Here is a 13,132-nt window from a genome sequence, read left to right on the forward strand (position 1 = left end):
CAGCTCTACACGGTCAAATCCGTCGAACTTGCACGCCGCTTCGGCCTCGACCTGACCACCGCGCTTGACCGCACGCTCGGCCGCGCGCCCGATCCCGTCATTCCGAAAAGCGCCGGTCCGGTCTATGCGGCGCGCGCCACGCTGCCCGAACCGATCGGCCGGCTGGACGATCTTGAACGCGTGATCCTGCGTCTCGCCGAGTCTGTGTGTGGACGCCTTGCCGCCGCCCAGTGCGGCGCGCGCCGCTACCGCCTCACCATCCGGCCCGTCGACGCCAGCGATCAGCAGATGACCATCGGCTTTGCGAAACCGAACGCGGCCCCCGCCGCCGTGCTGCAACAGTTCCGGACCCCGCTCGACAAGCTCAGCCTCGCCTTCGGCGCCGACCTCTTCCGTCTGGTCGCCGAAAACGTCGAGCCCCTGCATCCGCGTCAGGCCGCCTTCGACAAACAGACCGAGCGCGAAGACGACCGGTCCGATCTCATCTCGACGCTCGGCAACCGGCTCGGCTTCGACCGCGTCCGGCTCTTTGCGCCCGGCGACAGTCACCTGCCGGAACGCGAATTCACAACCATCGAGGCGATGGATTGCGCCGAAGAGCCGGCCTGGACGCCGTCGCCGCGGCTGCGGCCCCTGCGGCTCTATCATCCGCCCGAACCCGTCCGCGTCGAGACGCCCGGCCGGCCGCCGCTCCGGTTCCAGTGGCGCCGGCGCAGCTATGACATAGTGGCCGCGACCGGACCGGAGCGTCTCTCGGGCGAGTGGTGGCGCGACGACGACACGCCGTTGCGCGATTACTGGCGGGTGGAGACCACGGCAGGACCGCGGCTCTGGCTCATGACCTGGCCCGGCCGGACGCCGCCGGCCTGGTATGTGGCGGGGCGGTTCCCATGAGCTATGCTGAACTTTGCGTCACCAGCAATTTCACCTTCCTGACCGGCGCCTCGCATGCCGAGGAACTCGTCGCGCGGGCGAAGGAGCTCGGGCTTGCCGCGATCGCCATCACCGACCGCAACACATTCGCCGGCATCGTGCGCGCCCATGCCGCCGCGAAGGAGCTGGGGCTTCGCTTCATTGTCGGCGTGCGCCTAAGCCTTACCGACGCGCCCGACATCCTCGCCTATCCGAAAACCCGCACGGGCTATGGCAATCTCTGCCGTCTGCTCACCACCGGCAAGCGCCGCACCGAAAAGGGCAAATGCGAGCTTGGGCTCGACGATGTCATCGAATGGGGCAGGGAGTGCGTGTTCATCGTTCTGGGTGATGATGGTGATGATCGGCTTCTTCTTCATGATGCGATCGATCACGATCCGTATGACGCCGGTCATGACGCCCCCACCGTCGATGATGATCATCATCATGATGATGCCGCCAATCGCGATGACCAGCAGGATCACGCGGCCTGCGCCGATGCCGCCGATGCCGATACTGACAAGCAGCAGCAGCATGGCGCCGCCGCCCATATCGCCGGCATTGGCGATCACGCCGTCGACCCTGTCGACTCCTCCAGGCCTGATCGTGAACAGTTCGGCCTCGACGGGGGTGTCGATCTCGACACCGTCATCGAACGCCTGAGGGCAGCTTTCGGAGACGATGTCCATGTGGGCATGGCGCCGCGCTATGATGGCGGCGACGACGCGCACTTTGCTGCGCGGGCGGATCTCGCGCGAAGGACAGCCACCCCGCTGGCGGCGGTGGGCGACGTCCTCATGCATGCCGGTCACCGGCGCCGCCTCGCCGACATCCTCTCCTGTATCCGCGAGAAGAGTACCATCGACCGGCTCGGACGCCGCGCGCTCCCGAATGGCGAACGCCGCATCAAGTCCGAATTCGAGATCCGGCGGCTGTTCCGTCACTATCCCGAAGCGGTGCAGAACGCGGGCGCGATCGCAGAACGGTGTGCGTTTTCACTGGACGAGCTGCGCTACGAATACCCGGAAGAGATCACCGGGGGCATGGCGCCGAATGAACATCTGCGTCTCCTCACCGAAGAGGGGATGAAGCGCCGCTATCCGGACGGCGAGACACCCCCGGTGCGCGCGCTGGTCGAGAAGGAGCTCGCCCTGATCGCCGAGCTCGACTATGCGCGCTACTTCCTCACCGTCCACGACATTGTCGATTTCGCGCGCTCGAAAGGCATTCTCTGCCAGGGCAGGGGATCGGCCGCCAATTCCGTGGTCTGCTACGCCCTCGGCATTACGGAAGCCTCGCCCGAGACCATCACCATGGTGTTCGAGAGGTTCATCTCGGCCGCGCGCAACGAGCCCCCCGATATCGACGTCGATTTCGAACATGAACGGCGCGAGGAAGTCATCCAGCACATCTATGAGAAATACGGTCGTCATCGCGCCGGCATCTGCTCGACCGTCATCCATTTCCGCTCGCGCGCCGCGATCCGCGAGGTCGGAAAGGCGATGGGGCTCTCCGAAGATGCGGTCGCCGCCCTTGCAAGCCAGGTTTGGGGAACCAGCAGCGAGGCCATCGCAAACGAGCGCGCCAAGGCGGCCGGGCTCGACCTCTCCGACAGGCGGTTGCGGCAGACCCTCGCCCTGACGCAGGAGATCATCGGCTTTCCGCGACACCTCTCCCAGCATGTCGGCGGCTTCGTCATCACCCGCAGCCGGCTCGATGAACTCTGTCCCGTCGAGAACGCGGCCATGGCCGACCGCACCATCATCGAATGGGACAAGGACGATATCGACGTCATCGGCATGCTGAAGATCGACGTGCTGGCGCTCGGGATGTTGACCTGCATCCGAAAGGCCTTCGATCTTCTGAAGACCTGGAAGGCCGCGCCTTACACACTCGCCACGCTGCCGAAGGAAGACCCGGCCGTCTATGACATGCTCTGCGTCGCCGACACGGTGGGCGTCTTCCAGGTCGAAAGCCGCGCCCAGATGAACTTCCTGCCGCGCATGCGCCCGCGCTGTTTCTACGATCTCGTCATCGAGGTGGCGATCATCCGGCCGGGACCGATCCAGGGCGACATGGTTCACCCCTATATCAAGCGCCGCCGCAAGGAAGAAGCCGTGGTCTATCCTTCAAAAGAGCTCGAACCCGTGCTGGCCAAGACGCTGGGCGTGCCGCTCTTCCAGGAACAGGCGATGCAGATCTCCATTATTGCGGCGGGCTTTACCGCCACCGAGGCCGATCAGCTGCGCCGTGCCTTGGGAAGCTTTCGCGGGCCGGGATCCGTTGAAGCGTTTCATGAACGCTTCGTCGCCGGATGCCTGATGAATGGCTATGACCGGACGTTCGCCGAGCGCTGTTTCAAACAGCTCGAAGGGTTCTCCGGCTACGGATTTCCGGAGTCTCACGCGGCGAGCTTCGCACTGCTCGTCTATGCGTCCTCCTGGATCAAGCGCCATCATCCGGAAGTCTTCTGCTGCGCGCTCCTCAATGCCCAGCCCATGGGCTTCTATGCGCCCGCCCAGATCGTGCGCGATGCGCGCGCCCATGGCGTCACGGTCCTGCCGGTCTGCGTCGAGGCGAGCTTCTGGGACAATGTCCTCGAACCGGCCGGCGACGGATCGCTCGCCGTCCGTCTCGGATTCCGTCAGATCAAGGGTATGCGGGAAGAAGACGGTCACTGGCTCGCCGCCGCCCGCGGCAATGGCTACCGCTCCATCGATGCGGTCTGGCGACGCGCAGGCCTAACCCGCTCCGTGCTTGCAAAGCTCGCCGGCGCCGACGCCTTCGCCGAATACGGCCTCAATCGCCGCGAAGCGCTCTGGGAAGTGCAGGGGCTTGGCGGCGACAAGCCGCTGCCGCTGTTCGAGACGACAGGCGAAGGCCTGCCGCTCATCGCGTCGCAGCTCCCCGTCATGTCCGACAGCGAGCAAGTCTTCGAGGACTATGTCTCGACGCGCCTCACCCTGCGCGATCATCCTGTGAAGCTGCTGCGCCCCGAAATCGGCGGGTTCATCAGCGCCGCGGCGCTGCGCAACGCGCCCGACCGGCAGTGGATGAGCGTGACCGGTCTCGTCATCACGCGTCAGCGGCCCGGCACGGCGAGCGGTGTCATCTTCCTCACCCTCGAAGACGATACCGGCGTCTCGAACATTGTGGTCTGGCCGAAGACCTTCGATAAGCACCGCAAATCCGTGATGACCGGACGGCTCCTCAAGATCACCGGCAAGCTGCAGCGCGAGGGCATCGTCACCCATATCATCGCGGCGCGGATAGAGGATCTCTCTTTCCTGCTCGACACGCTCGGCGACGCCGACGGGTTCGGCCATATGATCGATCCGTCCCATGACAATGCCGACGATGTGAAACGCCCGGCGCCGGCAGGCGAATACGGTCCGAAACGGCCGGAACGCAAGCCGCTCTCTGACGAGATCACCGCCGAGATGCAGCGCGCCCAGCAATTGCGCTACGGGGCGGGAGGGCGCCACCCTCGGGAGCAGGCGAACAAGCTCTTCTACAGCCGGGATTTTCATTGAGGTTCGGGAGATTTGACACGACCGAGCAGCGTCTGAAAAAGACCTCTGTGACACTCCGGCTTCGACCCGCACACAATTCGTGCCCATAAGATACTGTTTTATTTGATCTATTTGTGCGCTTGAAAATCGCCGACCCGTAAGGTAGTAATATTAATAAATTAAGCAGTGTGACAAAGCTCGGATATTTAACATTGATCGAGGACTATCTCAGTCGAAACGGTCCTACGCGAAGCTCCGTCCTCGCTGCCGAACTTCAAAAAACGGGCATGACAGCCGAAAATGCCCGACAGCGCTTGTCGCGTGCCCAGCCGCCAGTGCAGCGCTTTCCTCTACGCCTATTGCCGAAGAAGGAAGCCTTCTTCTATTTGGAGTCCCAACGCAATCGCGATATTTTTTGGGATAATTTCCTCCGCGACTTAAGAGGAAGCGGCTCAATTTTCGCGTGCGCCATCGACGGCATGCTGGCGCGCGGACGACGGCTTACCAAGGATGAGTTTACCGTAATCAGTGGCGCTCCAGCTCGCCCGACGAAGGGCCAGCTAAACGCAGAGCGCGTGCTGGAAACACTCGTGAAAGCGAGTTTTCTTTCAATCGAAACTGACGATGCAAATCGCACGCTCTTTCGCTATCAACCGGAACTTTATTATCCTGTAGAAACGAGCTCCAAAGCGGAGATGATCGTGCTCGATGGCATGCGTGAATGGGCTCGCAACCTTGGCTTCGCGAGTTACAACACCATTGCCATCCGTAATGATCCAAACCTCGTCCCGATCGGTCCCTTCCAATTCGACTTGGCCGGCCCGAGTTGGTTCGCGCCTCTGCAAAACAGTGGTGGCCGGCCTGGTTTTCTGGTTGCAGATGTATTCGCTGACGGCACTCTCGACGCACATCATATCCAATATTTTATTCGAAAGATTGCTGTCTTGCGGGCTCTGAGAAACGGGCCGCGCGTCATGCCTATGCTGGTCGCCGAGAGCTTCACCGGACCTGCGCTGACTGCAGGCCATGCCGCAGGTATCAGTCTTGCAACTCCCGGAGGCCTCTTCGGCGCGCGTGTCGGAGCGGCGATTTCTTCGCTTGCTCAAACCCTTAAAAACGTGGCGGCTTACGCATCGTCCGAAACTTCGGACCGGATCGTTGGGCTGGTCAATGACCTGTCGCAAATCAACGGCCGCAACGGAAATATTCGAGGCGTCCTGTTCGAGCTTGTTGCAGGATATCTGGCGCGACGCGATGCCAAATCGATTGATATGGGCGTCATTGCCCGCGACCCTGCAACAAACAAAACTGCGGACATAGACGTGCTAAAAGTAGAATCCATGGATTCCGCTGTAACGTGTATTGAATGCAAAGGGAAAGAACCTGGGGGCGTCATTACCGCGGAGGAGGTTCAGAATTGGCTTTCGAAGATTCCGACCATGCGTGCTTACCTGGCTAGCCATTCGTCTTTTCGTGAGGCTCAGCACCGTTTTGAACTTTGGACGAGCGGCACTTTTGATTCAGCCGCGTTGGCGCTCTTGAAACGGGAAAAGGCAAACAGAACGCGCACGCTCATCGACTGGAAGGATGGTAAGGCGGTGCTCGAACTTGCAACAAAGGGTAAGGAAAAGAAGATTGCAGATGCGTTGCGCGAGCACTTTTTCGATCACCCGCTTGCGGCATTCCCCGATACGTTCGAAACCTTCAACACGGTGCGCGCCGAGAAGCCTTCAGGCTTGCCCCCATCCAGCACCACTACGCTTGCGATTGCGGGACCGAAAACATAGTCGAAACCTAGAATATCGGATCGCCTTCAGGATCGATCAGGTCCGGGTGATTGTTTTTCACCGACCCGACATCATTCGTGACCGGATAGGCCGTCAGCCATTCATCGGGGCAGGGTTTCAGCAGCGCCCGGTGCGCGTCGCCCCAGGGTTCCGGCCCGAGCCAGAGGTCGAGATCGGCAGGATCGAGGATGACCGGCATCCGGTCATGGACGGCCCCCATCACAGTGTTCGCTTCGCAGGTGATGATCGTGAAACTTTGAGGTTGATCGGGATCCACCTTTTCATTGAAGGCCCACAGACCCGCCATCAGCAGGGGCTGGCCGTCCCGGCGCTTGATTGCATAAGCCTGCTTGGCTTTTCCCGGGCCTCGCCGCTCGAGTAGGGGACCACCGTTTCCGGCGGTCCCCCCTCTAAGAACCGCGCATGAGAGTTTCCAACTCACGCGGCTCAAGCCTCCACAAATGCCCACGGTCTGGACACGGTCACGGTCGGGCGAGAACGAGAGCGCTGGTCCATATATGCGAACCAGTCAGGATCGTAGGGATTGAGCCCTTGGCGCACTAACGTGTGCCGAACGATCCGAACACGAGATGCAAGGAACAAGCGCACGCGCGATGTGCGAGCGCGTGAACGAACTGGCGTGCCGAAGAACCACCAGTCACGCATTCCGACACGGTCGAAGTACTTTGCCTTAATCCACTTCCTGCTTTTTCGTGGGTGGCGTTGCCGCGCCCATTTCCAAAGCATATTGAAGATCTCGGCGTCGATCCGCGCAAAGATGCGTTTAGAGACGACATGGCGGTGATAGTTCGCCCACCCCCGGATAATAGGATTCAACCGGATTATCACCTGACGGGCGCTAGCACCTCTGTATTCAACGATTAAGCTCCGCACACGGGATAGAAGCGTTTGGATACTTTTCCGGGAAGGCTTGATGAGAAGCTTCCCGTTTGAGTATCGCTTAACATTCTGTCCCAAGAAGTCGAAGCCTTCTGAGACATGAGTGATGGTCGTCTTCTCTTGAGAGAGTTCCAGACCGCGCTCGCTCAGAAAGTCTTCGACTATCGGCTTCACCTTGGTTTCCAGCATTTCTTTCGAAGCGCCGGTCACGATGAAGTCGTCCGCGTAGCGGATCAGTCGCACGCGTGCGGCTATCCCTTGGTATGAGCCGGGGCCGCGTTGCGGGAACGCATCCCGCAATCGTTGCTCCAGCCCGTCTAAAGCAAGGTTCGCCAATACGGGTGAGATGATGCCGCCTTGCGGCGTGCCGGAGACGGTGTCGTAGAATACCTGCCTTTCAAGGAAGCCCGCTTGCAGCCATTTGCGGAGTATCGTGCTGTCCATAGGGACATGCTTGATAAGCCACGCGTGGCTGATGTTGTCGAAGCAACCTTTTATGTCCCCTTCCAGCAACCAGACTTTCGCGGGACGGGCGTAGTTGCTGAAGCATCTTTCGATAGCGTCAGCACAACGCCGTCCCGTCCTGAAGCCGTATGACGATGGGTCCGCTGTCGTTTCCGCAATAGGGTCGAGACCCAGCAAGTGTAAAGCCTGCATGGCCCGATCTTTCATCGTCGGAATCCCCAGCGGTCGGCGTTTGCCATTGGCCTTGGGAATGTAAACGCGCCGCAGGGGCTTTGGCTGATAGCCTCGCGCCTTTAGCGATCTGACTCCCGCGACCTTTTTCCGGGGACTATCCCAGAGTTCGTTGTCCACGCCGGGCGTGTTCTTCCCGTCGTTTTGCGTCACTCGTCGAACCGCCAGCAACTTAGCGTTCGCCGAGCGCGTCAGCAGACGTTGCAAGGCTTTCGCCTTGTTCCATCTGCCAGCCTTCACTGCCTTCACGATTCGTATCTGGAGTCGGCGCACCGCAGCTTCGGCGGTTGGCCAATCAATGGCGTCCCAGTCTAGGCTTTGATTCAAGGTCGCACCAGCTTTCGCTGTCATCTGCTTTACCCTGTTAGGCCGATTTGCCGGATGGTCTCGTGACGGGAGACCTGGAGGAAGTTTGCCTGCTTTCGCGCCGGATAATGTCGCAATCCGTATCCAGATTATTACAACCTGGCGTTCGCTTTCTCCTCCATCGTTTACCCGCACTGCTGTCACCGCCCCTTACGGGTTGGCTTCCATTTCTGGGGCAGTACGGGCTTACCGTGTTCCGTATGTGTGACGGGATTGGGTTAGGTTCCTCCTCATACGCCGACGGCCGTTTTGCCCATGACGGGTGAGAATGGGACACCCGTACCGACCGCACCTCGGAGTCTGACAGCACCTTGGACTCCTTCTTTCTTGACGACGCCTTTGGAAGTTCGCTTCTGCTAACCATGCCATCCACCCTAGCCCTTATCCGCGTGATGCTTGCAGACCTGCTTCTCCCTCGCGGGATCGGCAGCCGTCGGGAGACGGCAGGATACATTGTCCGAGGGCTTTTAGACGGCTTGTTACCTCGCCGCCCTACCTCGTAGGGTACTGCTGATGGGACAGCAGGTCCGGCCGGATGGAACCGCCGGACAATCACACATACGACTTCACGTCGCACCCATTCATAGAAACCGCTGATCGGAACGACGCAGCGCAGCTTGTTGAGGGATGCCTTCCAGGTCGCCTTTTCCTCGATCGTTTCGCTTTTGGCGTTGATGGTCGAGAATTTCGGCTTCTCCTTCATCCAGGGCGGGACGAGGCCCCATTTCATCTGCTCGATGCGGCGCTCGCCATCATGTTCGCTGCAGATGAGGACATTATGGGTCGGCGCCGTGTTCCAGTTCGGCCGGAAATTCGTATCCGGCGGCGCGCCCTTCAGATCGAGCGAGTCGCGATATTCTTCCCAGGAGAGCGAATTCCAGAAGCGTCCGCACATTGAGTGACCATACAAAGGGGTGCGCTCGGCTGGCAAGCGTGCACGCAAGCCTCAAAAGGCGCCGTCGCGTATCCAGGACCTGCCGGACGTGCCCGAACCGGCGTCTTATGGCTCGTCCGAAATGATCGTGCCCGGCGGCTTGCCAAGCGCCGCGATCTCGACCGCAACGCCCTTGGCTTGCGCATGACGAAGCGCCTTGGGCTGAATCAGTGTGCCGCCGATTTCGAGCGCCTTCGCATAGTCAATGCTGAGCAGGCGGTTAGCGCCCACATGACGGTTCGGATCGCGGTCATAGACGGCATCGACATCCTTGATCAGGGTCGCGCGGGCAGCGCCGAGTTGCGCGGCGATATGCACCGCAGAGAGGTCGCTGCCGCCGCGGCCGAGCAGAACAGTCTCGCCGCGCTCATCAATGGCGCTATAGCCCGGCACGATCATCACGGGCGAGGCCGAAAGGAGGCCGATCACGGCATCGCGGTCGACACTCTCGGGCTCGGCGTCGGTTCTCGCGCCGCGTGCTCTCAATCCGATGCGGGTGGGCGTTACGCTCACTGCATCGACACGCCGCGCCTTGAGCGCGCCGAGCAGGGCGGCGGCGCATTCAATCTCTCCGATGCAGACATGCCTCGCAAAATCAGCGTGATCCTCAGACAGGCCAAACATCCGTGCTTCGCTGAGGAGATGCGATGTCCGTCCTTCAAACGCCGACACGACAATGATCAGCGCGTCGCCAGCGCCGCGCAGTCGCAGAATGTCGTCCGCCACATCCCCCACATCCTGGAACGAGCGCAGCACCGAACTGCCATATTTGACGATGCGCACCGGCACGCCTTTTCCCCGCAGCGCTTTGCGCCCGTCTTGTTGCCCCGGCCCAGTCGATGAAACAGCCGCGGCGCGCTCTACCGGCAGCGCGCCGCGGATCATCGGTGGGCACCTGATGGAGGAATGGAGCATCCCTCCCTAAATAAGACGGTTGAGAGGCCAAAATGCTCAAGGTCCGATGCGCATTTACCTGAGGGCGGGCGTATCCGCCGCGCCGCCTAGTTTGGAAGAAAACTCCGCGTGCGCAAAACACGGCGCCGCGAAACGGCGCTCGCCCACATGCAGCGGGATGGCAAAACGCTCCTGATCGGGCGGCGAGGCGCGCTCGGATTTCGGGGATCGCCCGGTGCGCAGACAAATCTTCATGAATGACGCGCTCGCGCCGTAAAATGCCTGTGCGCATGTCTATTTCAGGTTTATTGTGGGGCTCCTGTCAATCACCACCGAAAGCAAAGGCGCTGCCCAACTCCAAAAGCAAAACGACCGGAAATCTCAAAAGAGCGCTCAACGCCATCCGTCCCGAACTGGGCCGGGCGGAGATCGCCCGGCTGACGGCCGCCTTCTTCTGTGTTGTTGCCGCGTCCACGCTGTCTGCATTGGGGCCTGTCGCCCTGAAAATCCTGATCGACACCTTATCGGGCGAGGGTTCTCCCGCGCAAATCTCGGGCCTCGTCTTCGCGCCGCTCCTTGTCCTCGCCGCCTATGTCGGTGCGCAAGCATTCGGTCGCCTCGCAGGCGAGCTGCGCATGCTCCTCTTCGGCGGGGCCGAGCAATCGATCAGCCGCAAGCTGAGCCGAAAGCTCTTCGCCCATGTCATGGCCTTGCCAATGCGGTTTCACCTTCAGCGCGCAACCGGCGCCATCGCGCAGACCCTCGAAAACGGACTGCAAGGCTACCGGCTCGTCATGCAGCACGCCCTGTTCACCATCCTGCCGGGCCTCATCGAAATCGTCATCATGGCGGCGATCCTCGCGCATTTCTTCGACTGGGTGTTCCTCGCCGTCTTCGCCGCCTGCGCGCTCGGCTACGGGATCGTCTTCACCGACGGTGCGCGAAAAGTCCTGCGGGCGAGCCGGGCGCTCTCGGCCGCGCGCATCGATGCGAACGCCCAGCTCGCTGACGGGCTTCTCAATTTCGAGACGGTGAAATCCTTCTCCGGCGAGGACGCCGTCACCCGCCGCTACGATGATACCCTCGCAACGACGCAAGGGCGCTGGCGCGCCTTCTACCGCACGCGCTTCGCCAATGGCGCCGCCATCGCGGTGGTGTTCGCGGCGGGCCTCGCCGCCATCCTGTGGCTTGCCGTCACACGCGTCCAGGCCGGCGCCATGACCATCGGCGATTTCGTGCTCGTCAACACCTACATGCTCCAGATCGTCCGCCCCCTGGAACTTCTCGGCTTCGGCATCCGCGATATCGGCCAGGGGGCCGCCTATATCGAACGCATGCTCGACCTGCTCGACGAAGACCCGGAACCCAAGGCCCGCGGAACCGGAACGCGGGACGCTGGCGGTGACGGACCAGCGCGCATCGTCTTCGAGAACGTCACCTTCTCATACAATCAAGGCCGCACGGTCCTCGACGATCTGAGCTTCGCGATCGAACCGGGATCAGTGACCGCCCTGGTCGGATCCTCCGGCGGCGGCAAGTCCTCCATCGTGCGCCTGATCTTGCGCTTTTATGAACCGGACGCCGGCCGCATCCTCTTCGACGGCGTTCCCTTGACGGATTATCCCGCAGCCGATCTCCGGCGTCTCATCGCGGTGGTCCCGCAGGACACCTCCCTCTTCAATGCGAGCCTCGCCTTCAATATCGGCTTTCCAGACTATGAAAGCGCACGCGAAGACGTCGAGCGCGCCGCCCGCCTGGCCAGCCTCGATACGCTCGTGCAGAAACTGCCAGAGGGCTTCGACACGATTGTCGGCGAACGCGGCCTCAAACTCTCTGGCGGCGAGAAACAGCGCGTCGCGATCGCCCGGGCCTCGCTGAAGCAGCCGAGGCTCTTCATCGCCGACGAGGCGACCTCCTCGCTCGACTCCCGGACCGAGGCGGAGATCGTCGACAACCTCGCCACCGCTGCGCGCGGCATCACCACGCTTATCATCGCGCACCGGCTCTCCACCATCGTCAAGGCAGACGACATCATCGTCCTCGACAATGGCCGCATCGCCGAGCGCGGCCGGCATGGCGACCTCCTCGCGCGGGACGGCCTCTATGCGGGGCTCTGGCGCGCGCAGACCGAACGGGAGGACGGCCGGGATGGGGAAGAGGGCGACGGCCGAAGCTGAACTCGCCCGTTCCGGAGGAGACCAGCCCGGTTCCGGCATGGGCAGCGCATTTTAGCGCCCGGCGCCGGCTTGCGGCGCGGGACATTCTGCGGACCCGTTCGCGCCTGCGGCGGGGCCGGACAGGGGCTGGCGGGCCGCGCCGCGTGTTTTTTGAAGTTTTTGACTGAGTGGATTTGCGTGCCGGCCGTCTTCCTTCCAAACTATCGTGCGCGCCCGAAAGGGTGACCCGCCGGGCCGGCCGGAGCTTGCCTCCCGCCGGCGGGAAAGGACTGGATGGCGAACGCCGGGGACCAAGGCGGAGCGGTTGCGTCCAAGCAGGATCGCAAATCAGACGAGAGCCTGAAACAGGCGCTCTCCGAGCGCTACCGCGCGCCGCTCATGTCCTTCTTCCGGCGGCGCACCTCCGACCTCAGCGAAGCCGAGGATCTCGCCCAGGAGGTCCTGCTGCGCGTCGTCCAGCGGCGCGGCAACGACGGGCTCGAACAGCCGGACGCTTTCATCTTCCAGACCGCGCGAAACCTTCTTGCCGACCGCCATCGCCACGCATCGGTGAAGAAGAAATACCATGCCGACCTCGAAATCAGGCAGGAGAGCACTGAGGGAATCAGCCCCGAGCGCGTCCTTCAGGGCAAGCAGGAGCTCGCGCGCGTCATCGATGCGCTCAAGGGCCTCAGCGAGCAGACTCGCAACATTTTCGTGCTGAGGCGCTTCGAGCAGATGAAATATGGAGAGATCGCCGAAGTCTACGGCATCTCCGTGAGCGCGGTCGAGAAGCACCTCATGAAGGCCTATGCCCGCGTGGCGGAGGCGGTTGGCGAGCAATGACGACACCGGATCAGACACCGCAAGACGAAGCGCGGGCCCGCGCCGCCGCCGAAGCCGCCGCGTGGCGCCTTCGCTTCGATGATGGCGCGAGCAACGAGGCCGATCCGCAGTTTCGCGAATGGCTTGCGG

General features: G+C 61.9%; 10 protein-coding genes. 5 read left to right on the forward strand and 5 right to left on the reverse strand.

Annotated features, from left to right (window positions below):
• The 3 genes from B8784_RS21515 to B8784_RS03585 form a co-directional block, all read left to right on the forward strand.
• The coding region (locus tag B8784_RS21515; RefSeq protein WP_456077613.1) for a DinB/UmuC family translesion DNA polymerase at positions 1 to 894 on the forward strand (894 nt) is incomplete at its 5' end.
• The gene (locus B8784_RS03580) at positions 891 to 4,445 is read left to right on the forward strand and encodes an error-prone DNA polymerase (RefSeq protein WP_084396253.1); all 3,555 of its coding nucleotides are present in this window, start codon (positions 891 to 893) and stop codon (positions 4,443 to 4,445) included. The genes B8784_RS21515 and B8784_RS03580, both read left to right, overlap by 4 nt.
• Positions 4,446 to 4,636: 191 nt before the next feature.
• Positions 4,637 to 6,211, forward strand: coding sequence for a hypothetical protein (locus tag B8784_RS03585; RefSeq protein WP_143435272.1), 1,575 nt, complete (start codon positions 4,637 to 4,639; stop codon positions 6,209 to 6,211).
• A 7-nt stretch (positions 6,212 to 6,218) separates the two neighbouring features.
• Here B8784_RS03585 and B8784_RS03590 read toward each other — a convergent pair whose 3' ends face one another.
• The 5 genes from B8784_RS03590 to B8784_RS21520 all read right to left on the reverse strand — a co-directional run bounded on the left by B8784_RS03590 (position 6,219) and on the right by B8784_RS21520 (position 10,256).
• A complete protein-coding gene (locus B8784_RS03590; protein WP_324611909.1) occupies positions 6,219 to 6,680 on the reverse strand; it encodes an SOS response-associated peptidase in 462 nt (153 codons plus the stop codon).
• A complete protein-coding gene (ltrA, locus tag B8784_RS03595) occupies positions 6,659 to 8,158 on the reverse strand; it encodes a group II intron reverse transcriptase/maturase (RefSeq protein ID WP_084396256.1) in 1,500 nt (499 codons plus the stop codon). Before ltrA ends, B8784_RS03590 begins: the two co-directional genes overlap by 22 nt.
• Positions 8,159 to 8,171: 13 nt before the next feature.
• A complete protein-coding gene (locus B8784_RS22130) occupies positions 8,172 to 9,068 on the reverse strand; it encodes an SOS response-associated peptidase family protein (protein WP_084396257.1) in 897 nt (298 codons plus the stop codon).
• 105 nt (positions 9,069 to 9,173) lie between these two features.
• Entirely contained in the window at positions 9,174 to 9,992 is an 819-nt protein-coding gene (locus tag B8784_RS03605) for an amino acid kinase family protein (protein WP_158085561.1), read from the reverse strand.
• An 84-nt stretch (positions 9,993 to 10,076) separates the two neighbouring features.
• On the reverse strand, positions 10,077 to 10,256 hold the full coding sequence (locus B8784_RS21520) for a hypothetical protein (RefSeq protein WP_084396259.1): 180 nt from the start codon (positions 10,254 to 10,256) through the stop codon (positions 10,077 to 10,079).
• A gap of 35 nt (positions 10,257 to 10,291) precedes the next feature.
• On the opposite strand from B8784_RS21520, the gene B8784_RS03615 reads away from it, so the two are divergent.
• On the forward strand, positions 10,292 to 12,178 hold the full coding sequence (locus B8784_RS03615) for an ABC transporter transmembrane domain-containing protein (RefSeq protein ID WP_158085562.1): 1,887 nt from the start codon (positions 10,292 to 10,294) through the stop codon (positions 12,176 to 12,178).
• 273 nt (positions 12,179 to 12,451) lie between these two features.
• Positions 12,452 to 13,003, forward strand: coding sequence for an RNA polymerase sigma factor (locus B8784_RS03620; protein WP_084396261.1), 552 nt, complete (start codon positions 12,452 to 12,454; stop codon positions 13,001 to 13,003).
• The last annotated feature ends 129 nt before the right edge of the window (positions 13,004 to 13,132 follow it).

It is taken from the genome of Henriciella aquimarina, assembly GCF_002088975.1.
Classification (GTDB): Bacteria; Pseudomonadota; Alphaproteobacteria; order Caulobacterales; family Hyphomonadaceae; genus Henriciella; species Henriciella aquimarina.

Bases quoted from the DNA above. Each gene is read 5' to 3' on its own strand.
- B8784_RS03620 (WP_084396261.1), top strand. From the start codon at position 12,452: ATGGCGAACGCCGGGGACCAAGGCGGAGCGGTTGCGTCCAAGCAGGAT.
- B8784_RS21520 (WP_084396259.1), bottom strand. From the start codon at position 10,256: ATGAAGATTTGTCTGCGCACCGGGCGATCCCCGAAATCCGAGCGCGCC.
- B8784_RS03580 (WP_084396253.1), top strand. From the start codon at position 891: ATGAGCTATGCTGAACTTTGCGTCACCAGCAATTTCACCTTCCTGACC.
- B8784_RS22130 (WP_084396257.1), bottom strand. From the start codon at position 9,068: ATGTGCGGACGCTTCTGGAATTCGCTCTCCTGGGAAGAATATCGCGAC.
- B8784_RS03605 (WP_158085561.1), bottom strand. From the start codon at position 9,992: ATGATCCGCGGCGCGCTGCCGGTAGAGCGCGCCGCGGCTGTTTCATCG.
- ltrA (WP_084396256.1), bottom strand. From the start codon at position 8,158: ATGACAGCGAAAGCTGGTGCGACCTTGAATCAAAGCCTAGACTGGGAC.
- B8784_RS03615 (WP_158085562.1), top strand. From the start codon at position 10,292: ATGTCTATTTCAGGTTTATTGTGGGGCTCCTGTCAATCACCACCGAAA.